At 54.3% G+C, this 21,170-nt stretch carries 21 protein-coding genes; 5 read left to right on the plus strand and 16 right to left on the minus strand.

What is annotated here, in order from left to right; translation table 11 throughout:
• Positions 1–59: 59 nt before the first annotated feature.
• The 8 genes from C5Y83_RS20875 to C5Y83_RS20910 all read right to left on the minus strand — a co-directional run bounded on the left by C5Y83_RS20875 (position 60) and on the right by C5Y83_RS20910 (position 7,268).
• On the minus strand, positions 60–368 hold the full coding sequence (locus C5Y83_RS20875; protein ID WP_105331670.1) for a hypothetical protein: 309 nt from the start codon (positions 366–368) through the stop codon (positions 60–62).
• A 246-nt stretch (positions 369–614) separates the two neighbouring features.
• Complete coding sequence (locus C5Y83_RS20880; RefSeq protein WP_105331671.1) at positions 615–911, minus strand: hypothetical protein; 297 nt, start codon at positions 909–911, stop codon at positions 615–617.
• Positions 912–1,052: 141 nt separating this feature from the next.
• Positions 1,053–2,156 carry a cis-3-hydroxy-L-proline dehydratase gene (locus C5Y83_RS20885; protein ID WP_105331672.1) on the minus strand — a complete coding sequence of 368 codons (1,104 nt, stop codon included), beginning with the start codon at positions 2,154–2,156 and terminating at the stop codon, positions 1,053–1,055.
• Positions 2,157–2,178: 22 nt separating this feature from the next.
• The gene (locus C5Y83_RS20890) at positions 2,179–3,063 is read right to left on the minus strand and encodes a M28 family metallopeptidase (RefSeq protein WP_105331943.1); all 885 of its coding nucleotides are present in this window, start codon (positions 3,061–3,063) and stop codon (positions 2,179–2,181) included.
• Positions 3,064–3,074: 11 nt separating this feature from the next.
• Positions 3,075–3,497 (minus strand): bacteriocin immunity protein, encoded by a 423-nt coding sequence (locus C5Y83_RS20895; protein ID WP_105331673.1) that lies wholly within the window; start codon positions 3,495–3,497, stop codon positions 3,075–3,077.
• A gap of 186 nt (positions 3,498–3,683) precedes the next feature.
• Entirely contained in the window at positions 3,684–5,504 is a 1,821-nt protein-coding gene (gene pepF / locus C5Y83_RS20900) for an oligoendopeptidase F (protein ID WP_105331674.1), read from the minus strand.
• 221 nt (positions 5,505–5,725) lie between these two features.
• Entirely contained in the window at positions 5,726–6,787 is a 1,062-nt protein-coding gene (locus C5Y83_RS20905) for a beta-ketoacyl-ACP synthase III (protein ID WP_105331675.1), read from the minus strand.
• 121 nt (positions 6,788–6,908) lie between these two features.
• Positions 6,909–7,268 carry a DUF2750 domain-containing protein gene (locus C5Y83_RS20910; RefSeq protein ID WP_105331676.1) on the minus strand — a complete coding sequence of 120 codons (360 nt, stop codon included), beginning with the start codon at positions 7,266–7,268 and terminating at the stop codon, positions 6,909–6,911.
• 695 nt (positions 7,269–7,963) lie between these two features.
• Here C5Y83_RS20910 and C5Y83_RS20915 point away from each other — a divergent pair.
• The 4 genes from C5Y83_RS20915 to C5Y83_RS20930 all read left to right on the plus strand — a co-directional run bounded on the left by C5Y83_RS20915 (position 7,964) and on the right by C5Y83_RS20930 (position 11,078).
• Positions 7,964–8,740: an NRDE family protein gene (locus C5Y83_RS20915; protein ID WP_105331677.1), complete on the plus strand. Its 777-nt coding sequence runs from the start codon at positions 7,964–7,966 to the stop codon at positions 8,738–8,740.
• A 96-nt stretch (positions 8,741–8,836) separates the two neighbouring features.
• Complete coding sequence (gene epmA, locus C5Y83_RS20920) at positions 8,837–9,820, plus strand: EF-P lysine aminoacylase EpmA (RefSeq protein ID WP_105331678.1); 984 nt, start codon at positions 8,837–8,839, stop codon at positions 9,818–9,820.
• A 129-nt stretch (positions 9,821–9,949) separates the two neighbouring features.
• Positions 9,950–10,495 carry a hypothetical protein gene (locus C5Y83_RS20925; RefSeq protein ID WP_105331679.1) on the plus strand — a complete coding sequence of 182 codons (546 nt, stop codon included), beginning with the start codon at positions 9,950–9,952 and terminating at the stop codon, positions 10,493–10,495.
• Between the two features lie 10 nt (positions 10,496–10,505).
• A complete protein-coding gene (locus tag C5Y83_RS20930; protein ID WP_105331680.1) occupies positions 10,506–11,078 on the plus strand; it encodes a hypothetical protein in 573 nt (190 codons plus the stop codon).
• Between the two features lie 70 nt (positions 11,079–11,148).
• Here the strand turns inward: C5Y83_RS20930 and C5Y83_RS20935 are convergent, their stop codons facing one another.
• From C5Y83_RS20935 to C5Y83_RS20965, 7 genes are all read right to left on the minus strand, one after another.
• Positions 11,149–12,156, minus strand: coding sequence for a Gfo/Idh/MocA family protein (locus C5Y83_RS20935; RefSeq protein ID WP_105331681.1), 1,008 nt, complete (start codon positions 12,154–12,156; stop codon positions 11,149–11,151).
• A gap of 174 nt (positions 12,157–12,330) precedes the next feature.
• Entirely contained in the window at positions 12,331–13,521 is a 1,191-nt protein-coding gene (locus C5Y83_RS20940) for an FG-GAP repeat domain-containing protein (protein ID WP_199195082.1), read from the minus strand.
• A gap of 33 nt (positions 13,522–13,554) precedes the next feature.
• Positions 13,555–13,944 carry a VOC family protein gene (locus tag C5Y83_RS20945; RefSeq protein WP_105331682.1) on the minus strand — a complete coding sequence of 130 codons (390 nt, stop codon included), beginning with the start codon at positions 13,942–13,944 and terminating at the stop codon, positions 13,555–13,557.
• Positions 13,945–14,040: 96 nt separating this feature from the next.
• On the minus strand, positions 14,041–15,240 hold the full coding sequence (locus tag C5Y83_RS20950; protein ID WP_199195083.1) for a Gfo/Idh/MocA family protein: 1,200 nt from the start codon (positions 15,238–15,240) through the stop codon (positions 14,041–14,043).
• Positions 15,241–15,331: 91 nt separating this feature from the next.
• Positions 15,332–16,138 (minus strand): zinc ribbon domain-containing protein, encoded by an 807-nt coding sequence (locus C5Y83_RS20955; RefSeq protein ID WP_105331683.1) that lies wholly within the window; start codon positions 16,136–16,138, stop codon positions 15,332–15,334.
• 26 nt (positions 16,139–16,164) lie between these two features.
• Entirely contained in the window at positions 16,165–16,896 is a 732-nt protein-coding gene (locus tag C5Y83_RS20960; protein WP_105331684.1) for a hypothetical protein, read from the minus strand.
• Between the two features lie 47 nt (positions 16,897–16,943).
• Complete coding sequence (locus C5Y83_RS20965; protein ID WP_105331685.1) at positions 16,944–17,648, minus strand: hypothetical protein; 705 nt, start codon at positions 17,646–17,648, stop codon at positions 16,944–16,946.
• A gap of 202 nt (positions 17,649–17,850) precedes the next feature.
• Here C5Y83_RS20965 and C5Y83_RS20970 point away from each other — a divergent pair, with 202 nt between their 5' ends.
• Positions 17,851–19,875, plus strand: a complete 2,025-nt coding sequence (locus C5Y83_RS20970; protein WP_233207301.1) for an ATP-dependent DNA helicase — start codon at positions 17,851–17,853, stop codon at positions 19,873–19,875.
• Positions 19,876–19,878: 3 nt separating this feature from the next.
• Here the strand turns inward: C5Y83_RS20970 and C5Y83_RS20975 are convergent, their stop codons facing one another.
• A complete protein-coding gene (locus C5Y83_RS20975; protein ID WP_146117857.1) occupies positions 19,879–21,159 on the minus strand; it encodes a TlpA family protein disulfide reductase in 1,281 nt (426 codons plus the stop codon).
• Between the last annotated feature and the right edge of the window lie 11 nt (positions 21,160–21,170).

Below are 21,170 nucleotides of genomic sequence, written 5' to 3' on the forward strand. Positions count from 1 at the left end.
TTTGTGCATGATGGTGCGAGTTCGAGCAAAGGGGGCTCGAGCTTGGATTTCACCAAGCTCTAAAATCCTACTCCATAAACGGGCCCATAGCCATATCGGCCGTAACCCATTGCGCCCCCGACGCCATAGCCACGATAGCCGCCGTAGTACAATGGCGGGTAACTGTTGTAGAACGGCGAAACGTTTACCGGGCGGTTATAGTATCCCCGGTAATATGTTGCTCGGGTTGGATAAGCGTTGTACGGCGTGTAGCCGTAACCGCCACCATAGCCGCCGTATCCTACTCCGCAGCCCCAGCCTGCTTCGGCACTCGATGCGAACGCTAACCCAATTGTGAGTACTGCCAGAAATGCAAGTGAACGAATCATCTTAATCTCCTATGGAATTCGCGAATGCTGTTCGACCCTTCCTCCCCCACTCGGTTGTCTAGACCCAATTAACTAATTATCTCGCTGCGAGGGAACACAGCGAGCAAATCAATTGGTTTCCCCTGAGAGCAGCGAAGACTGAAAGTGGACATTTAGTGCTAACGGCCAGTCCGCGCAAAGCAAAAGCCGATGCTAACTGAGCGTTGTTCGCACCGGCTTCACTGCTATTCGCTCGATTGATTCCGCTTAGAACCCAAAGCCGAAGCTAACCCCAGGACCATATCCATAGGCGCCGTAGTAGCCTGGGTATCCGTAACCGCCATAGTAGTTCGGGCCGTATCCTCGATACCCGTAATGGGTTGGTGCGTAATAACTTCGGTAGTACGGCGAGCCATAAACAGAAACACGCGGCGGGCGGGCATAGCGATAGTTTACGGCATTAGCCCGGTAATATCGGCGGCCCCATCGTGCGTCAGCATTGGGCGTTGCTGTGAAAACAAAGCCAGCAGCGATCACGGCGGCTATCAGTAATGTGCGGAACATGGTTCTTCTCCTCGAATGTCAGGGACGACGGTTGATACCCTCCCCACAGGTAACTATTCGAGTTCAAACATCTGCACGAATCGTGCCAAATTCCATTACGAGGAGAACCTTGCCGACCATTCGGCTGCTCGTGGACATGAGCTACGAAATGTCCACAACAGGCTTACCAAGTATGTCCATCCGTGGCTGAATTCCTAAACCAGGTTGATCCGAGGCTTTCATGCGCCCGTCAACCCGTTTGGGGGCACCTTCCGCAATGCTGGTCGTGACGTAGCTATTAAAGTCGGTCGACGTGAACAAGTGCTCCGTTGGCGTGCTGTGGGCCAAATGCGAGATCGCTGCCGTAACAATGTCGCCACCCCAACTATCCTCGATCGTGACAACGAGCCCTTGGGAAACTGCCAAGTCGCGAGCCAGCTTAGCCTTGGTCAGCCCGCCAAACTTGCTGATCTTGATGTTCACGGCGTCGGCTGCTCGATCGGCGATGCAGCGGACCAGCATGTCGTGACCGTCGATCACTTCGTCCAGCACGAAGGGGAGTGAGGTCTTCGCACGAATGACGCTGCACTCTTCATAAGTCGCACACGGCTGTTCGATGTAGACATCGACATCGCGAACGGCGTTGACTACTCGCAAGGCATCGTGCGGAAGCCAACCGGTGTTGGCGTCGGCAATCAGCTTGTCACCTGGCTCAAGTACTTCAGCAACGGCCCGAATCCGGGCGATGTCGTCGGCTGCCTGGCCGCCAACTTTCAATTGGAAACGGCGATATCCTTCGGCACGATAGCCAGCGACCTTGGCGGCCATTTGCTCTGGCGACTCTTGCGAAATCGCCCGATACAGCACGTGGTCTTCGCCAAAGCGGCCTCCCAGTAGTTCGCAGACTGGCAAGGCAGCGACTTGACCAAGGATATCCCAGCACGCGATATCGATCCCCGATTTAACGTATGGATGTCCCTTCAAAAGGTAATCCATACGGCGGTTAAGCGGCGCAAGTCGCGTGGGATCTTGTCCGATAAGTTGCGGACCGATTTCCGCTAACCCGGTTCGCACACCATTGGCATACGCCGGTAAGTAAACCGGACCAAGAGGGCACACTTCGCCATGTCCTACGATGCCACTATCGGTCTCGACACGTACCACCGTGCTATCGAACGTCGTGACCGACTTTCCTTCGCTCCAGGCGTAGTTGCCTTCCACTAGCGGGAGGTCGACTTGATAAGCGGCAATGCGTGTGATTTTCATAGGAAGGCTTCGCGACGTGTGGTTATTTCAAAAGACGTTTCATCGCCGAGGCGACACCCAGCGTGACTTGGGCCATCGTACCATAGTTCAACGTGTCAGGCGTATCGGTCGGTTGGTGATAATGAGGATTTCGGAGGAAGCTAGTGTCGGTCAGCATGAGTGCTGGATAACCTTGGTCCCAGAAGGAACTGTTATCGCTCATGCGAATCTCGCGAATCACTTCCGGCAAAGCAATCGAGAAGAGTGGCATCTTCGTGCCGCGTTTGAATCCTCGGCGAAAGTGATATACCAGCTGCCAGGAACGCAAATTACCGACGGCCGCTAAAAAATTGCCGCGTTTGGGGAACACACCGCGTATCCACTTGGGGATTTTATCAGGCACCAATTGCGATCCGTCGTCATCACGAAAGTAGCCCACCATCTCTAGGCATAACATCCCGACGATTTTTTCATCCCGTAGCCTGGCTTCACGGGCGTGGTGCTGGCTCCCCATCAACTCAACGTGGTAGTACGGTGGTTCTTCACAGGCAAACGCTACGTAGCGAACCGTTCGTTTGCCGATGTGGTCCTTCAGAAGACGAGCGACCTCTAGCAAGACCGCCACTGCCGAGGCGTTGTCGTCCGCGCCAGGTGTCTCGGGGACGGTGTCGTAGTGCGCGCCGAGCAGGATAACCTCATGTGGTCGCCGGCTTCCGGGAGTCTCGGCGATAAGGTTCGTCGCCGTGTCTCCCATGGCATCGTAAGTTTCTTCTATAACCTGGTAGTCAGATTGCTCCCATTGACTGCGGATGTAGCTTATGGCCGCGTTGATCGAAGTGGGACGCTGCAGTGTGCGTGGCCCAATGAGGCCTGCTAAGCGATCGACGTTCAGGAACAGACGCTCCTCCAGGTCGAGTAGGTCGTGCATGTCCATCGCAGTCAGACTTTGCCGTTCACAGCGGCATGAACGATTTGATCTACGGTTGGATCGTGTGTGCCGAAGATTTCGTGGGGAAAGAAAATTAGATCGGTCTCGGCCGGATGCTGGCAATTGTGATTGAAGGCCATTACCCGCAACATCTCTTCTGCTTCAGTATCAGCGGGGCCTTCCAGCATAGCCGTGATAAGTTGCCGCAGTTCCTCCTCATTCAAAGCCCGCTTCGTAGCGGCCATGCCCAACGAAACATCGACAATGGTATCGGTTGGCCAATCGTAGCTGCATAGCGTGGCAATATCACACTCGGGCACATGCGACTCGAATTCGATGATAAGTGCGTCGACTTCAAAATTCATATCGACGCCATTTCGGATTTCGCCAGCAAGCTCAATCAGCTTTTCGCGGTCGATCGGTTGGGAGTTCATGGCTCACTGAGTGTTAATAGTCAAATCGGCCTACGGATCTGCCATGCTGCGTGCGAACGATTTGGCAGCTACTTACCGATCATAAAAGAAGATGACCGTAGTTAACACAGATGGGCACGGATAATTTGTTATCCGTGCCCATAGGGGAAATCAGTGGTCTCGCTCGGGCTTGTCCAGTGGCGAGGATTACAGCAGGTCGTCCAACTGGTCGACCAAGCTTTCAAAGTGGCTGAGGGCCATATCGACCGGCTTCGGACTTTCCATGTCGACCCCAGCATCTCGCAACAGATCAAGCGGATACTTCGAACAGCCGCCCTTGAGGAACGAGAGATAGTCATCCAATTCCTGCTTGCCGCCGTTAAGGACACGCATGCTCAGAGCGATCGCTGCCGACATACCGGTGGCGTACTTGTAGACGTAGAACGCACGATAGAAATGTGGGATACGCAAACACTCTAGCGACAACTGTGGATCGATCGCGAAGTCTGGACCGAAGTACTGCTCAAGCAGCTTTTGGTACGTTTCTTGAAGCGACTTGGACGTGAGCGGTTCGCCTGCTTCGCACATCGCGTGCGTGATCTTCTCGAATTCGGCGAACATTGTTTGACGAATGATCGTCCCTCGCATCGCATCGAGATCGCGATTGATCAAGAAAGCACGCTGCAAATCGGTGTCGGCATTCTCTTGCAGATGTTGGCTCAGCAGTTGTTCGTTGAAAGTACTCGCAACTTCCGCCACGAAGATCGTGTAGTTGTAGTACTGATACGGCTGCGTCTTGGCCGAGTAATGGCTGTGCATCGAGTGGCCAGCCTCGTGAGCGAGTGTGAACACATCGTCCAGCACGTCTTGCTTGTAGTTCATCATGATGAACGGTTCGGCATCGAAGCTGCCGCAACTGAACGCACCACTCTGCTTACCTGCATTGGGGTATCGATCACACCAGCGAGCGCTCGAAAGTCCCTTTTGCAGCACTTCGCAGTATTCGCTGCCTAGCGGGATCATGGCGTTCATGATCACTTCGACTGCTTCGTCCCAGGTGTGCTTGGTCTTGAGATCGCTGAGGATCGGGACATACGTATCATAGTGGTGGATATCCTTTAGCTTCATCTTGCGACGTCGCAGATCGAAGTAGCGGTGAACGGCCGGCAAGTGGTTATGGACCGAGTCGATCAGGTTGTCGTAAACCGACTCTGGGATGTTGTCGCCATACATTGCTTGGTGCCGCGCACTCTCGTAACCGCGGACTTTGGCGTAGTAAACGTCTTTTTGGATTGAACCAGAAAGTGTAGCGGCCAGTGTGTTTTCGTGGGCTTGGAATTGGGTGTAGTATTGCTCGAATGCCTTCTTGCGAACCTTACGTTCCGGCGAGAGCAGGAATTCCATGAAGGTCGAATTGGTTAGCTCCGACTCTTCTCCCTTTTCGTTCTTGCAGGTACCAAACTTCATGTCGGCATCCAGAAGCTGGCGGAAAGCCTTGGAGGCAGCTCCAGCCATTTCGCCTTGCATGGCGATAATGCGTTCTTCCTTCTTGCCCAGCGTGTACTTCTTGTACCGCGTCATTCGTTCAAGCACGAGCCGGTACGGTTTGAGGACTTTGTCGTCCATCAACTCTTGGAGACGTTTGCCAGGGATTGCTTGAATCTCGGGAGCAATGTAGCTGGCTGCTTCGGCAAGTTTGCTGGCGACCGATTGAAAGCGTGCCATACGTCGTTGTGCTTCGTCGTTGGCCTGGTCTTCGGTCGTCTTCAGAAAAGCATAGACTCCGAGTCGTTCACCGAGTCGATCGACCTCGGTATCGAATTTTAAGCAAGCCAGCAGTTCTTTCGCACCTTGGGCCAGTGTGCCGCGAAACTTTTCGAAGCCTGCTTCCTTCTTGGCTAATTTAGCGAAGTCCTTTTCCCATGCTTCCGCATCAGGATAGAGGCTCGACAAATCCCACGTGTCTTCAACGGCAACTTGATCGCGGGAGAGAGCTTTCTTAATGGAATTCTTCGCAGTCTTGGCCATGATGGTTCCTTGCGGGATATGTTCAGATCAGCGGTACTCGAAGCCAATCGTACCGCTTCGTAGTGGTCGACGAAAGGTGAAGTCGTTTCGGGCAAGCGGCTGCGATCATGAATCGTGCTCCCCAGACTTCCCGTGTAAGGATAGGACATAAATGCCAAGATGGGGGGAGGCTCGTCCGAGCGGGAGAGGTCCGCTCGGTCCCAGTCATTGATCGACCTGGCTTACCACTGGAAGACGGTTGTACCCCAGGAGAGACCGGCTCCAAATCCGCACATTAACAACCGATCGCCCGGCTGGATGAGCCCCTTTCGGGCCGCTTCGTCCAATACAATCGGCACGCTGCCGGCCGATGTGTTCCCATACTGATCGAGGTTAACGATCATCTTCTCGCGCGGAAAACCGAGGTTCTCGCACGCAGCGTCAATGATACGGACGTTGGCCTGATGTAGCAGTACCAACGAGATATCGTCCGGAACCAAATCGGCATCGTCCAGCACATCGCGGATCGAATCTTCGATGACCCGCACAGCCCATTTGAAAACGCCGCGGCCATCCATTTGCAGATACTGTTTTCCTTCGGCGAGGTTCTCCGGCGTCAGTGGTTCTTTCGAGCCTCCGCCCGGGACGCACAGCATGTCGGCGCCTTCCCCTTCACTTCCCAGTGTGTAGGAAACCATCCCTTGTTCGCCGTTGCCTGGTCCGAGTACCACGGCACCAGCTCCGTCTCCGAAGAGGGGATAGGTCTTCTTGTCATTGGGGTTGGCAATCCGGGATAGCAGATCTGCACCGACCACCAACGCACGGCGGCTGGTTCCCGTCTTAATGAACTGGGCGGCCGTGATCATGGCATATAGAAAGCCAGCACAAGCGGCGCTCACATCCATTGCTGCGGCGCGGATCCCTAAACGCTGTTGAAGACGACAGGCAGTCGACGGTGTCAGCGAATCTGGCGTGAACGTGCCAACGACAATCAGGTCGATCTCTTGGGAATCGACACCAGCAGATTCGAGAGCTGCCACAGCCGCTTCGTAGGCCATGTCGCTGGTGGCAATGTTCTCAGGGGCATGACGCCGTTCACGAATCCCGGTTCGCTGGATGATCCATTCGGGATCACATCCCAACGAAGAAAGGTCCTCGTTAGGGACCACCTTGTCCGGCACGTAACTGCCGGTACCCAAGATCTGAAAACCAAGCAGCGAGCGAAGATGGCTACGACCAGAGGGAACTGGACGAGCGGAAGTACCTTCGCTGCGGGGAGAGGAATTAGGTTGCGCCGTCGCCATTCTGTCTTTTCATCGAGGAAGCGGTGCGGGAAAACCGATCAATGTACCAGATTTCCCCCAAGTTCTCACGTCTATTTCGGTTGTCGGAAACCGCAAGTCAACGAATTCGACGTGATTCTGCTTACCCGAGTTCCGATCGAAGAACGGTCGCTTCGACAAAAACAGGACCGTCAAATGGAGTCGGGAAGACGGCAACCTTCAAACGCATCCGCACGAGCTTATCTACCCAGCGATCTTTAAAGCTGGAGAGCTTGATCGACTTTGGGGAATGTTGTCCCCACTTATCCGTAGCGCAGAGGCGGGCATGTGCCTCATCGGGCCAAACAACCAATCCCTTTTTGCCGTCAGCGTCGGCCTCTTCCGCCCAGCCATCGACGTAGAGCCCCCAAAGCTCCTGGTTTTCTTTTACCTTGCGAATAAACATCTGCAGTCGGTCCGGACCACTTAAGTCGACCGCTGCGGAGAATTTCCCCGAGGACATTTCACCTCTCCAAATTTGCTGTTCCGGTTGCCGATCAGGCGAAAGCTTCTTTGCTGCGTGCTGCGTTAGCTTTGCTGGTCTAATTCGGCGAGTAAGTCTGGTATATCGACTTCCAAACCGTAAATCCAGGTGTGCAGTGGATTATGGCTCCCAACTCGGCAGAGATCGCCGCTTGAGATCCGGATTCGGATGGTCGAAATGCGCAAACCGCATGATAATCGATGCGCCAGCCCGTTGCACTACTTTTAGGTTGTGTCCTCCCGTCTTTTAGTGCGGTTTGCTAATGGATAATCAAGCCCGATGGACGAGCCGGATTGAGACCGCTTGCGACTTCTCAAATTACCCAAATTGATATGCGTACGGCCGTCGCTTCATTTGACAAGATGCCCGCATGAAGTCGGTTTGATAGCTTTTTTGCGGGGAATACCACATGTTTTTGATCGAGATTCGTCGATCCGATGCAGTTGACGGATTCCCCTAAAGGTGGTGAGAGCGGCTATTTATTGCCCGCAGTCGAGTGAGAGCCGTGTTATGCCCTTTCGAGAAAGTTGTTTTAACAAAAATTTAGGTACTCGGCCCCCATTAAAGGGTGTCCGAATAGGGAAAAAAGAATAGACTCAAGAGGATTAAATGAACCTTGGGGCGTGACCAGGGCAACTGATTTTCTCATCCTCGAACCCCCGCTCTTTTGCAATATGTGCCTATTGGCAATTCAATACCGAAGCGTTCCCGAGGCTCCGATTTTGGTCGCGGCCAACCGGGAAGAATTTTACGATCGCCCCACCTCGGCCCCCTCGATTCAGTCGGGTAAGCCCCGTGCATTGTGCGGCATTGATCAGCAAGCTGGGGGAACCTGGCTGGGTGTCAATCAGCACGGTCTGGTAGTCGGGTGTTGCAATCGTCGCAAAATGAAGCGACCTCCTGTTCCTCGTTCGCGAGGCATGCTGTGTCGCGAACTGCTCCGAGCCAGCTCTGCTCAGGCCGCCGTCGAAGTGGCTATGGAAGGGCTGATGTCCGAGCAGTATGACGGTGTCAATTTCATCATGGCCGATGCCGACAGCGGTTGGGTTGTCCATGGTGGTGATGACGTCAATGCTCAGCGTTTGGAAGACGGTTTGAACCTGATCGGTGGCATGGATCTTAACGATCCACGTGACGAACGCGTCCAGCTGGCTCATCGCCTGATGACCCTGCAAACGCTTGACTCTGCCGTGAAGTTCCTGGCCGTTTCCAGCAAAGTGTTCGCTCGTCCGCCGGCTGCCCAAGGTCGTCCTGGCATGGTAATCGAAGGTAAGGAATGGGGAACGGTTAGCTCCACGCTGATCTCGCTCGGCAAAAAGCCGCGCGACGCCATCTTCCAATACGCCGACGGTGCACCGACGAAGGTTGGTTATGAGGATTACTCGCCTCTCCTACGAGACATTCTCAGCCGTGGTCTTCGTGAAGCCCGTGCAACACGAGCAGAGGCCTAACTAAGTTTCGGCTCTGCCTCCAAATAGAATCAGAAGAGCATCTCACCATGGTGAGGTGCTCTTTTTTTGTTGTCACCTCAACCTAAATTGCTTGCGATGAATCAACCTTCTTGGCGGCCAACCGCTTCGCTTGAGAATCTCCAACGCCGTAGCCAAATCACTCAGGCAGTGCGCCAATTCTTTCTCGGACGCGATTTCTGGGAGGTCGAAACGCCGTTGCTTTCGCAAGACACCGTCGTCGATACCCATCTTGATCCTGTTCCGGTATCAGTTGGGTGGGATCCAGCCAGACCGACTTCAGGGGAAACGTACTATCTCCAGACTTCGCCCGAGTTTGCGATGAAGCGGCTAGTTGCCGCTGGTGCGGAGGCGATCTTTCAGATCACCAAGGCATTTCGTTTGGCAGAAGAAGGGAGTCAGCACAACGTTGAATTCACTCTGGTCGAGTGGTACCGGGTTGGCGACGGATTAGAGGCTGGCATGCAATTGCTCTCAGATTTAGCGGAAGCGGCATTAGGACGGGGACCTGCGGAGCGAATCACCTACCAGGCTCTTTTTCAGCAGCATATCGACCTCGATCCTTTGACTGTCTCGCTGGAAGATTTGCGGCTGGCTTGCCAAGAGCGGCAAATCGGCGTGCCGGCTTCGTTCGACGAGAGTGATCGCGACGGTTTGTTAGAGCTGTTGCTTTCCGAGGCGATCCAACCGAAGCTGGGCCTCCAGCATCCATTGATCCTCTACGGCTATCCTGCTTCCCAGGCCGCACTTGCCCGGCTGGGGGAAGAAGACCAACGCGTCGCTTCACGCTTCGAGCTGTTTGTCGACGGGATGGAATTGGCAAACGGCTACGATGAACTGCAAAATGCCGACGTGCTGATTGCCAGAAACCAAGCCAACAACGCGGCCAGATCGCGGTTGGGCAAGCCGCTTCTTCCAAGCAATAGCCGACTTCTGCAGGCAATGCAAAGTGGATTGCCGGCTTGCAGCGGGTGTGCGTTGGGGCTGGATCGATTGATGATGGTGGCTTTGGGTGCAGAATCAATCGATCAGGTCATCCCGTTTCCAATTCGCCAAGCATGACCAACCGGCGGTCGTAAGAAATATTCGCTTCGTTCTTAGCCGATCTCAACGTTGATTACGCGTTGAAGTGGGGAGATGGCTTCATTTTGGCTTAATTGTAATTCGTAGGCTTAGCTGCGAGATCGTTCAATGAGTGCTTCGATTAATTGCCGGAAAATCGCTAACTTAGTCGTATTTTCGGTGATTCTGCTACCTGGAGCGACCGTTGTTGCCGACGAAAAGGAGCCGCTGAAGCAGACACGGGATTGGTTGACTATTCCATTAGAGAAGCTACCGGATGGGGTCGTGCTGATGAAAGTAAACGATCCGCCAGAAGGTTCTCCGTTTAAGGAGTCTCCTCTGGCAACGCGCGATCAGGCCGTCTTGACCTTCCTGTGCAAGATGATGGGAGTTTCCCCAAGGCAGATGCGAGAAGATGTCGATCACGCAGGGATCGCGATCTACCACGACCGAAAGCCGAGCGACGAAATTGGAATCTATGTTCTTTGCTTCCGCGAACCTAAGGTGATCGATACGATCTGGAGGGAGAAGGAAGCCGATTTCGCAAAGGCTGACTGCTTTCGGCAGGGAAGGCGCATGGTCTTTGTCTGGAAGGATCCTTCTGCCCGAGAGGAAGCGAAATCGGAGATTGCGAAATACCTTAGAAATCATCCCGATCCTCTCAGCAACGACTAACTCGGACATCATGTGTCAATTCAATACAGCGACGATGGCGCCGGGTGGCAACGGAGAACTGGTCCGCCATCTTGCCAGGCAGTCACGGCTTAAATGGGAGCCGCTTGGCAATGCTTTCATCGTGAACCAGTTAGAACGCGGTGAAACCTACTTCTTCACGACCTGGGGCATGTGCGATTGCGGATCAGAAGTGGGACGTGCATCTCGCGAAGCAGCTCCCGATGATGAGCTAGGAGATCGAAGCCGCGATATTAAGAAGTTTCGGAAACTAGGCTGGAGCGAAACCAAGATTCAACGCTGGATCGATCAGCAGAAGCAAGACCGCGTGCGAAAAAAAGGTGAATGGGAAGCTCGTCACGCCACGACTGGGGAAGAGCTTGATCGATGGATTGCGTTTGCAAAGAGGGTCATCGAGCAAGACGCCGCGCGATGGATCGGCGTGATGCATCACTTTTATCATCATGGAATTGATTCCGCGAAAGTCGACATAACGCGGCGTTGGATCAAGATTGATGACTTGACGCCAGCGTGCCTCCAGCAACTTGAAGCGAATGTTCTGCTGGCCTGCGCACGGAAGGTGTGAACTCGACACAAAAAAAGAGCGAACCTGCGGGTCCGCTCTTCTCGCGTTCACGTCTTGATTGTGGCGTCGCTTAGTCGACCAGAACGTGGCTAACCGATTCCCAGCGGCCAGAGCGTTCGCTGCGGAAGATCGCTTCGATCACTTCCATATTGGCCACGGCATCTGCGATCGGGGTGGGCACCTCGGTGTCGTTCAAGATAGCTTGCGACATCAAATCACCTTGGCAGGTGTACTGATCTGCCGTGGGGATCTCGATCTCGGTGATCTCTTCACCTCTTTGATGCCACAAGATGCATGGACGATCAGGGGGAGCGTTAAACGGGATTTGCAGTTCAACGCGTCCCTCGGTCCCGTGAATGTGAACACTTTGGTACGGGGCGAGCTTCGTGCCGCAGGTGAATGTCGTGATCAAGCCGCCGAAATCGATCATGCAGGAGGCAACCACGTCGGTCTTAAATTCTGGATCTCGCGTGACTGAGGCCATCACTTTTTCTGGTTCTCCTTCCAGGATGAAGCGAGAGACCGAGATCGGGTAGCAGCCGATGTCCATGATGCCACCACCGCCCCACTCGGCATTGTTGCGAATGTCGGACGGGTTGTCGTTGAAGTAGGAGAAAAAGCTTTGAATCGTGACCGGCGTACCGATTCCACCTTCTCGAACAATCTCTCGCGCCTTGAGCCATTGGGGATGGTGGCGATACATGAACGCTTCCATCACCTTGAGTTCGGGGTGGCTGTCAGAGATCTCTTGCAAGCGGCGTGCTTCATCAACGCTTAAGCCGATTGGCTTTTCACAGAGTACGTGCTTGCCAGCTTGAATCGCTTTGACAGCCCACGGCACGTGCATGTGATTGGGCAGGGGAATATAAACCGCATCGATGTCGGGGTCTTCCAGCAAGGCCTCGTACGATCCGTACGCTTTGGGCATGCCTAGCTTGTCCGCTGCCGCTTGGGCGCTCTCGAGCGATCGCGAGGCAATGCCAACCATGTCGCAGAAGTCGCTCTTCTGCATGCCAGGGATGACCTTCACGGTGCCAATTTTCGCGGTGCTAAGTACACCCCAACGAACTTTACTCATCGGGACTAATCCTATCGTGTTCTTTGCATTAAATGTGGGGAGAGAGAAGTGGGTTGGCAGGAGCGTCCTAGTGTAACGCTACCCAGCCAGATTCATCGGGCGATGGTGAAATTTTGCAATAAAAAAGGTCGGAAACGACGGTGTTTCTCGATGTTGTTGAGTTATGTGCTTGGGTTATTGAGTTTTGTTCCAATAGATTTTGACATTGTGTGTCTGGCGTCCGACGGCAACAACATCGGCTTTTCCGTCATCGTTGAGGTCGGCCACGGCCAGATCTTCGATGGCAACAGCACCTGGGTCGATTACCGTACGTTTGAACTCAGAGCCATCGGCGGCAACCGGATCGAACAGGCGTAGCCCGCGACGCGTGCTATCGCTTTCGTCATCCCGTACACCAATGATTAGCTCGTCATCTGCGTCGTTATCCAGGTTTGTGCACCAGACGGCATGTCCCCAACGCAGTTGATCGTCCAGGACATAACGCTTCCACAGGCTGTGCAGTGGCTTGTCCTTGTCCTTCGTGTAAACGACCACTTTATTGCCATGCCAAGGCTCGATCGTGGCAATATACTTGCTACCATCGGCCAGCTTGCCGACTTTGACCTCGCTTGCTCCACGGCTCGGCCGCGACTCTTGGTCGCCACTGCCTAGTTGAGTTTTTTTCCAGCTACCATCCTCCTGACGCTCGTGCAGGTGAACTCCCTCGTAGCTGGCCGAGAGAATGTCGATCTGGCCGTTGCCGGTGAAGTCAATCGGCAGAAAGTTGTGCATCACGGGGAGCGAGTCGTCGATCAAGTGCACGGGCCACTCGTCCTGCTGTGGATTGGCAGGGATCTCCAGAGCAATTAGGCGAACGCCAGGCTCGCGATCCCGTTGTCCGAACAGTGGCGCCACGATCAATTCTGGCTTGGCATCTCCTAAGACGTTGGCAAATCGAATGCGATGGGTCGTGGGCTCGATGCGAATCGGATGAACCGCCCAGTGATCTCCCTTGCCACCTTCTGCAGTGATCCACTGAATCGTCCCTCGTGGCGTGTTACCACCACCCCAGCCGGCGGCTAGGGCGAAGTCAAGTTGTCCATCGCCGTTGATGTCGTGTGGCGCGAATGCGACGTTATCCGCGTTGGTTTGGCCGTCTCCTACGATTTCGTGTTCGGTCCAGCTCGGGTTTTCTAACCAAAGGACACGGCGTTGGTCGACGATGCAGATGTCGAGTTTGTCGTCCCCATTCATATCGAGCAGTCGCACTGCGTAACCGACTCCGAGGTTCGTTTCGAGTTGTTCCCCTTCGAACTTTAAGTCGCCGCCAAAAACATTTCCGGCGAACAGTGAGGCAGTCAGAATGAGAGTGGCGACGTATCGCATGGCAGGAACTTTCAGGGAGGGAGGCGGATAAGTTCAGACGAGCAATTTCTCCACGCGTTGGACCAGTTGCAGGCACAAGCCCCACGGATCGCGCAGAAAGCAAACCAAGTCGCCGTTAGGCTGAGTGTTTATCGAGTCTTCTTCTTTGGCTCCCGCTTCGATCAGCCGGGCTCGGTCTTGCTCTATGTTATCGCTCACGAGAGCCAGATGGAAATGTGCTGGCGGAACATTTGCTTGATTGGGGACATCGAAATTGTCGTTGTAATAGATCTCGATCAGCATCTGGCCTCCATCATCGGCCAGGAAATGTGCGAATGGTGGCTCTTTGCTGCCGCGCTGAATCGTCATGCCCAAGTGGACGACGTACCAGCGCGCGACGGCGATCGGATCAGCAACTTGAAGGGCAAAGTGTTCGATCTTCATCGAGGAGACTTCCGAAGTGAGCCTGGAAGAGAATGAAAAAACGCCGCCGCCCAGGCCAGGCAGCGGCGTTTACTTTTTCATCGAAATCGAAATAGCTTAACGGCGAGCTACTTCGTGCTTCAGCGGCAACCAAGCACCGTCCTGACCGCTGCTCGCGACGCACTGCTGGATGAAGTACATTCCTTCGACGCCATCGTGAATGTTGGGATAGATGGTATCCTTCTTCTCGAAGTCCTTGCCAGTTGCTCGCAGAGCCATCGCATCGAAGGCGGCGCGATAGACATTGGCAAACGCTTCGAAGAAACCTTCGGGATGACCGGAAGGAATGCGGCAGGCGGCCACGCCAGCGGCGTTCATGAAAGGGGCGTTTGGATCGCGCGTGTAGATCTTGTGGGGCTCGCCGTTCTTGCGAATGATCATCTCATTGGGGTTTTCCTGACGCCAGCTAAGGGCGGCTTTGGTACCGTCGATTTCGATCGACAGATCGTTCTCGCGACCATGGCTGATTTGCGACGCGGTCAGCGTACAGAGGGCGCCGTTTTCGTAACGGATAACCGTCGTGCCGTAGTCGTCTAGCTTGCGGCCTTCGACAAACGTGGCCAGGTGCGAGCTCACTTTGTCTGGCAGCAAACCGGTCATGTAGCGGCCCAAGTTGTAAGCGTGGGTACCAATGTCACCATAAGCCCCAGCAGCACCACTCTTGGCTGGATCGCTGCGCCAAGCGGCTTGCTTTTGGCTGGCATCGTCTTCCAGCTTAGTTCGCAACCAACCTTGGATATATTGAACTCGGATCGCGTTGATTTCGCCCAACTCGCCATCGAGGATCATTTGGCGGGCCATGCGAACCAAAGGATAGCCGGTATAGTTATGCGAGACAGCGAACACGGCGCCTGACTTCTCGACGACTTGATAAAGCTCTTCCGCTTCGGCCAAGGTGAGCGTCATTGGCTTGTCGCAGATCACATTGAAGCCAGCTTCCAAAGCCGCTTTAGCGACAGGGAAGTGCATGTGGTTTGGCGTTGCCACCGAGACGAAGTCGATTCGCTTGTCTTCTGGTAGAGCGAGTTCTTTCTCGATCAGCTCTTGATAGCTGGTGTAGGCACGATCTTCTGGAATATCGTAATCGGGAGCTGAAGACTTGGCTCGCTCGGGATTCGAGCTGAGGGCACCGGCAACCAAAGCGGCGCGGTTGTCGAGCACGGCGGCAGTGGCATGGACGCGGCCGATAAAGGCACCAGATCCGCCACCAACCAAAGCCATGCGTAGTTTACGATTCAAGTCACCGTTGGTAGCCATGGGGGCAATGCTCCTCGATTGTGAGAACTGAACGAGCTATGGGGGTAAGTTCAATACGGAAACCTAGTTTTAACACACCCACGGCATGGTGTCATTCGGGCGAGTGGTCCCAATGGCTGATGAATTGGGCTTTGATTTCTGGGCGGAAAAGCAGAACTAGACCCCAGATAGGGAGGAATGCCGGAATCAAGAGAAGTGTCGTCAGATTACAGCATGGAAGCAAGGATAGAATCATGCCTGTCACGGCTGAAGTCCAGTTCCCAAGTCGTCTGGCTTCATTCAATGCAAAGAGTGTAGCTACTTGTAGACCAACGAGAATCATGCCCCCAGCCAAACGCGCGACCCAACGCGGATCCTGAAATGGTTGTCCAATGAAGCTAACAACACGAGCGGCAAGTACGACTAAGGCAAGGAATATCATAGCCGTCGAAATAGCCATCAGGATGACGGAGAGGACTACGAGCGTTTGACGTCCCTTTCCCGCACGCTCGTGCATCCACATCTCATCGTCGGTAGTTGTTGTCGTGTACGGCGCTGTGATACCCCCCTCATAAGCGATCGCCTCAACATCGGCGAACGGATTGTTCGTTAGTTCTGGAGGGGCGGTCGAAGTGGAGGTTGGAGGTGAGAAATTGTTCGCCGGCTTATCTTCTGTTGAAGGGTTGCGGGGATATGTTGGTTCCCAGCGTGACTCATTTTTGCCTGTAATTCCCAGCGGGTCTTCCACTTCTCCAGGTTGAGCGGTCTTCTTCTGTTTCTTCGGTGACGGCTTGGAAGGTGCCGGAAAAGGAATCAGTTGGATCGAATAACAATCGGGACAGCGCGTCGGCTTCCCTTCCGATCCATCCGGAACACGAATAGATCGCCGACAGGTTTCACAGCGAAAGCTGATCGGCATATTGGACTTTCTCTCGGAAAACTTAGCTAAGGAAGGCGGAATGCTGATTTGACGGAATCATCGAGCATGACGACGATGCCCCATATCGAAAACGGCATCGCAAGAAAACAGAAGCAAAAGTTGGCGCACGGAGTCATGGCCAAAATGAATCCAGTGAAGACGAATCCATAGCTGCGAATCGCAAATCCACGGAGCATCGCGATAGTTGTTAGCAATCCAACGCAGAAAATAACCGCGTAGAAACCAAAAAATCCAAAAAGGAAGCCAGTACGCTCGGCGTCGGTATCGAAATCTTGCGCTGCGATAACTTCGTTGAGGTTTGCGATCTGAATGGCACCACTCACCGCGACCAACAATACACCGAGTATGGTCGAGATCAGCACGCCGATAAACGGCCCCATTAGCTTCGCACGTGCCGATTCGCGAGAACCAGGATTATGGCCTGGCACTGCTGGCGAAGAGTATGGGTTTTGCCTAGGAGCTCCAAACGGGTCGGGGCCATCCCCAAAAGGGTTCGGGCTCGTACTGGCGGTTGTTGACGTTGGTTCGCTTTCCAGACTGGCCCATAAGCTTTCACTCTCTTCCTCGCGTTTGCTGGCAAGTTCCTCTGGAGGCGTTGCCGGCGGGGGAGTGATCGGCGGGGCCTCAGGGATTCGCTGGATTGCCTCGCACTTCGGGCACTTGGTCTTTTTACCCTCGGTGCCATCAGGAACGCGGATCGTACTTTGGCAGCTTGAACAGCGGAAGCTAATCGGCATGAGCTACGGCCTATCCAGAGGGTGTCGGAGGCGGGAGGGGGTGGCGATTATGACGTAAACTGTCGCTGAACACTTCCGTCAGATAACACCATCATACCCCACACACTGATAGGTATCGTCAGAATGCACAGAAAAGAGCAGGGAAGTAGGGCGATAATAAATCCGGCCCAAGCCAGACCGAAGTTCTTCAAATCTCGGGCCTGGAAAGCTCCGTAAAGGGCGAGTCCCTGCATGGCGGTCGCGAATGCAATGATCACCGTCTGAATCCCCACCGTGACCGCAGCATTCGCCGCGTCCGGCGCGGAAAGTGTCCAGATGGTCATGATGATCAAAAAAACCAAGTTCGTCGCGATGCCCAGCCCGGTCAGGATGACGCAAATCAGCGCCGGCGTCTGTATCTTTTCCAAGGCCTCCGCCCGGGCCGCATTCGCACCGACTTGGCTCGAGTAAGTTGCCGGCGCGGCGTAGGGATTGGGAGCTTCTTCCTGGTCGTTGTCGCCGTAAGGATTTCGTTCTGGTTTTGGCGGAGCTTTCGAGGGTAGCGTACCAAAGACGTCATCTAAGCTGGTGGAAGAAGGTTTGGCCTGCGATTTATCTTCGAACTCCGAGTCCTTCAAACGGAATTCATCTTCCTGACCGGAGGGAACTGGCTGAATTGCGTGACATTTGGGGCACTTGGTTCGCTTCCCTTCGGCCCCATCCGGGACACGAATCCGGTGCTTGCAAACAGCACAATCGAAGTCGATCGGCATCTTCGGAATGACTTTCTCTAGACGGCAGCGGATAGCGACAAGAGGGGGAGAGTAGGACCGATTCTCAGTCTATTCCAAAACGCGTAGTCACTCCAGCTTGGTTCAGCAGTTTTCCGCTTGTGGTGGGCAGTCGCTGCGAATCCCGATAGAGTGAAGGATTGGTGAACCAACGATTCCCACTTTTTGGCTATACAAATCACGGATGGATAACCTGACCATCGGCGATGTGCTCGGTCCTGAGGGACTGATTGCCCGCCGATTGCAACAATATGAAGATCGCCCTGAGCAGATGGCCATGGCCGAAGCGGTTGGCCAGGCGCTCGCCAAGAATCGTCACTTGGTCGTCGAGGCAGGCACCGGCGTTGGAAAGAGTTTCGCATACTTGGTGCCTTCGATTCTGTGGGCTTGCGGGCAGCAGGGGAACGGCGAAAAGTCGCGGCGCATCGTCATCTCGACCCATACAATCAGCCTGCAAGAGCAGCTGCTCGCCAAAGATATTCCCTTGGTCAACGCCGCGGTTCCTCTGGAATTCACTGCCGTTTTGGCGAAAGGGCGGGGCAATTACGTTAGTCTTCGCCGGCTGGGATCTGCCTCACTACGAAGCGCGAGTCTGTTTGCCAAAGATGAAGAAACCGAGCAGATTCAAACGCTCAAGAAGTGGTCGAAAGAGACCGCCGACGGTTCGCTCAGCGATCTCGACTTTCGTCCCGCGGTGGGAGTTTGGGACGAAATCGCAAGCGACAGCGGCAATTGCTTGGGACGAAAGTGTCCCACTTACGATGATTGCTTCTACTATCGTGCCCGGCGGCGAATGCAAAACGCCCAAGTGCTGATCGTGAATCACGCTCTCTTCTTCAGTGACATGGCTTTACGACGTGGGGGCGTGAGTTTGCTTCCCTCGTATGACGCGGTGATCTTCGACGAAGCCCATACTTTGGAAGGGGTTGCTGGCGACCACCTTGGGATGTCGGTCACGTCGACGCAAATTGATTTCGCGCTGAACAAACTCTTCAACGAACGAACCCAGAAGGGGCTGCTGGTGCATCATGAGTGCGCCGACGCGATGAATCAGGTGGTTCATACGCGTTACCGAGCGCAGCAATTTTTTAATGAACTTGATAGTTGGCTCGAGGAAAACCCTGGCGGTAATGGTCGTGTAACTGTTCCCGAACTCGTGCCGAACGTGCTTTCGCCGGCCATGGCCAAACTGGCCTCGATGGTCAAAGCGGAAGGAGATCGCTTCGAAGAAGAGGGAACTCGACAAGACTTCCATAGTTTGTCCGATCGCATCTTCCTGATGGCCGATTCAATCGAAGCCTGGCGGATGCAGAAGATGGAGCGGACGGTCTACTGGGTAGAAAGCAGCCAGCAGCGTGGGCCGTATCGTCGTGTGAAATTATTCGCCACACCGATCGAAGTCGGCCCAGTCTTGCGGGAGGAGTTGTTCCAAAAAGTCGACAGCGTGATTTTGACGAGTGCTACGTTATCGGCATCGCCCGATCATGGATTCGACTTCTTCCGCGATCGCATAGGTCTGATGCGAAACGATGCACTAACGGTAGGCAGCCCTTTCGATTACAAGAAGAATGTGAAGCTGGTTCTCGTCAAGGGAATGCCTGATCCTGGCAACCGTCGCGACTACGACCAGGCTTTGGCAGATATGGTGAAGCGATATGTCGAGCAGACTCAAGGGCACGCGTTTGTACTCTTTACTAGCTACGACATGTTGCGGAATTGTGCCTCACGGGTCTCGCGTTGGATGACACAGAACGGATACACACTGTTCAGCCAGTCCGATGGGATGCCACGTGGGCAAATGGTGCAAAAGTTCAAAGAGACGCCAGGCTCGGTATTGTTCGGTACAGACAGCTTTTGGCAGGGAGTTGATGTTCCTGGTGATGCCCTGCAAAACGTGATCATCACTAAGCTTCCATTCAGTGTGCCCGATCACCCGCTCCTTCAAGCTCGGTTGAATCAAATCAAAGAGCGAGGGGGGCAACCTTTTTCGGAGTATCAACTGCCGGAAGCGATCATCAAGCTCCGCCAAGGCTTTGGCCGCTTGATCCGTGGCCATGCCGATAAGGGAATGGTGGTCATCCTCGATCCACGGATTCAAACCAAAGGCTACGGACGAGCTTTCTTAAAGGCGCTGCCCGAATGTCAGCTAGTTGAAGACAGCTTTGCTGGGGCTGGCTCGGCTGGGCCGCAGTGGGACGACTATATTTAGTCGTTAGTGCTCCAATAGCTTCTCAACTTTACGTTGTAGAGTTACTTCGTCTCCTTTATCGAAGCCGTGGTGGTAGTCGCGGATGACGCCTTGCCGGTCGAGGAAGAAAGTCATGGGATACGAGGTGACGGTGTACTTTTCTCGGGCAATTTTACTTCCCATGACGACGATTGGGTGCTCCAGCGCGAGTTGCTTGATGTTCTGGCGAATTGCTTCCGGCGATTCGTCGTAACCGTTCACCGAAATTACCTTCACACCTTGGTCTGCGAATTGTTTTTGCAGCGAGGTCAGGTGAGGTGCCTCTTGTTGGCAAGGAGCACAGGCAATGCCAGAGAAGTTCAGCACGGTGACGTTGCCTTGGGCGAACTCGTGTAGGTCAACCTCTTGCTCGTCCTGGTTCTGAAGCTGAAAGTTAGGAGCCTTCTTCCCGAGAAGATCTTCCAGGGCAATTCCCATGATCCGCGTTCCGACGCGGCACTGTTTAAAACCAAGTTGTTTCGCGAACTGGTCGGCCGGCGAAGGTAGAGAGGCCCCGAAGGGGTCGTTTGGGTCCCAATTTCTGCTGCAAAATTCTTCGACTGCTTTTTGGCCATCCCGCGTTGTTTGGCATCGCAGCAGAAGGCTTTCACGGGCCTGAGGGGCCAATTCGTCGACGATTTCTTTCAACTGGGCGACCACTATTGGCGGAAATGCCTGAAAATCGCGCGTGATCGGTTCGTCGAGAATCACGAAGATGTCGGCCCCATAGGTCAAGCGGCGGGCAAGGGGCGAGGTCACGCGAAACGCCTCGAAGCCGTCACCAGCCAGACGTAGGTCTGTTAAGGTCTTCGTTGTGTGATTGGGCAAGGTGAAATCGGGCTTATCCGCGAAGCGGGTGCCGCCACCTTCCAGGACGGTGCCTTTGAGGCGGAGCTTCGGCTCGAACGAGGTTTCCGCAAAACGCTTTTTCATTTGCTGAGTCAGTTTGCGAACGTCGAAGTACTCGGTCACCGAAACTTTGACGTAGACGCGGGGAGATGTAAGCATCTGATCGTGGACGATCTCCCGTAAACGAGCTTGAACTTGCGGCCCCAGAACGTATTCAGGTCGGACTATTTTGTCGGCAGAGATCGGATCGCCGTCGATCTCTAAGTAAATGTCCGCGTCGGTCGTTTCTAGTAGTTTCTGTTGCAGCCCGGTCTCGATGGGAAAAGCAACGAACGACGGCTTATCTTCTTTCTCAGCAAAGGATTCGAGCGGTGAGAGCAGGATCGCCAAGAGCGGAAGAAGGAGCAGGGACCGCATGGTGGGGATCA

This window comes from Blastopirellula marina, assembly GCF_002967765.1.
Taxonomy (GTDB): domain Bacteria; phylum Planctomycetota; class Planctomycetia; order Pirellulales; family Pirellulaceae; genus Bremerella; species Bremerella marina_A.

What these genes read in the sequence shown, in the direction of transcription:
- C5Y83_RS20875 (WP_105331670.1), bottom strand. Translation starts at nt 368, where the DNA reads ATGATTCGTTCACTTGCATTTCTGGCAGTACTCACAATTGGGTTAGCG.
- C5Y83_RS20880 (WP_105331671.1), bottom strand. Translation starts at nt 911, where the DNA reads ATGTTCCGCACATTACTGATAGCCGCCGTGATCGCTGCTGGCTTTGTT.
- C5Y83_RS20885 (WP_105331672.1), bottom strand. Translation starts at nt 2,156, where the DNA reads ATGAAAATCACACGCATTGCCGCTTATCAAGTCGACCTCCCGCTAGTG.
- C5Y83_RS20890 (WP_105331943.1), bottom strand. Translation starts at nt 3,063, where the DNA reads ATGCACGACCTACTCGACCTGGAGGAGCGTCTGTTCCTGAACGTCGAT.
- C5Y83_RS20895 (WP_105331673.1), bottom strand. Translation starts at nt 3,497, where the DNA reads ATGAACTCCCAACCGATCGACCGCGAAAAGCTGATTGAGCTTGCTGGC.
- pepF (WP_105331674.1), bottom strand. Translation starts at nt 5,504, where the DNA reads ATGGCCAAGACTGCGAAGAATTCCATTAAGAAAGCTCTCTCCCGCGAT.
- C5Y83_RS20905 (WP_105331675.1), bottom strand. Translation starts at nt 6,787, where the DNA reads ATGGCGACGGCGCAACCTAATTCCTCTCCCCGCAGCGAAGGTACTTCC.
- C5Y83_RS20910 (WP_105331676.1), bottom strand. Translation starts at nt 7,268, where the DNA reads ATGTCCTCGGGGAAATTCTCCGCAGCGGTCGACTTAAGTGGTCCGGAC.
- C5Y83_RS20915 (WP_105331677.1), top strand. Translation starts at nt 7,964, where the DNA reads ATGTGCCTATTGGCAATTCAATACCGAAGCGTTCCCGAGGCTCCGATT.
- epmA (WP_105331678.1), top strand. Translation starts at nt 8,837, where the DNA reads ATGAATCAACCTTCTTGGCGGCCAACCGCTTCGCTTGAGAATCTCCAA.
- C5Y83_RS20925 (WP_105331679.1), top strand. Translation starts at nt 9,950, where the DNA reads ATGAGTGCTTCGATTAATTGCCGGAAAATCGCTAACTTAGTCGTATTT.
- C5Y83_RS20930 (WP_105331680.1), top strand. Translation starts at nt 10,506, where the DNA reads ATGTGTCAATTCAATACAGCGACGATGGCGCCGGGTGGCAACGGAGAA.
- C5Y83_RS20935 (WP_105331681.1), bottom strand. Translation starts at nt 12,156, where the DNA reads ATGAGTAAAGTTCGTTGGGGTGTACTTAGCACCGCGAAAATTGGCACC.
- C5Y83_RS20940 (WP_199195082.1), bottom strand. Translation starts at nt 13,521, where the DNA reads ATGCGATACGTCGCCACTCTCATTCTGACTGCCTCACTGTTCGCCGGA.
- C5Y83_RS20945 (WP_105331682.1), bottom strand. Translation starts at nt 13,944, where the DNA reads ATGAAGATCGAACACTTTGCCCTTCAAGTTGCTGATCCGATCGCCGTC.
- C5Y83_RS20950 (WP_199195083.1), bottom strand. Translation starts at nt 15,240, where the DNA reads ATGGCTACCAACGGTGACTTGAATCGTAAACTACGCATGGCTTTGGTT.
- C5Y83_RS20955 (WP_105331683.1), bottom strand. Translation starts at nt 16,138, where the DNA reads ATGCCGATCAGCTTTCGCTGTGAAACCTGTCGGCGATCTATTCGTGTT.
- C5Y83_RS20960 (WP_105331684.1), bottom strand. Translation starts at nt 16,896, where the DNA reads ATGCCGATTAGCTTCCGCTGTTCAAGCTGCCAAAGTACGATCCGCGTT.
- C5Y83_RS20965 (WP_105331685.1), bottom strand. Translation starts at nt 17,648, where the DNA reads ATGCCGATCGACTTCGATTGTGCTGTTTGCAAGCACCGGATTCGTGTC.
- C5Y83_RS20970 (WP_233207301.1), top strand. Translation starts at nt 17,851, where the DNA reads ATGGATAACCTGACCATCGGCGATGTGCTCGGTCCTGAGGGACTGATT.
- C5Y83_RS20975 (WP_146117857.1), bottom strand. Translation starts at nt 21,159, where the DNA reads ATGCGGTCCCTGCTCCTTCTTCCGCTCTTGGCGATCCTGCTCTCACCG.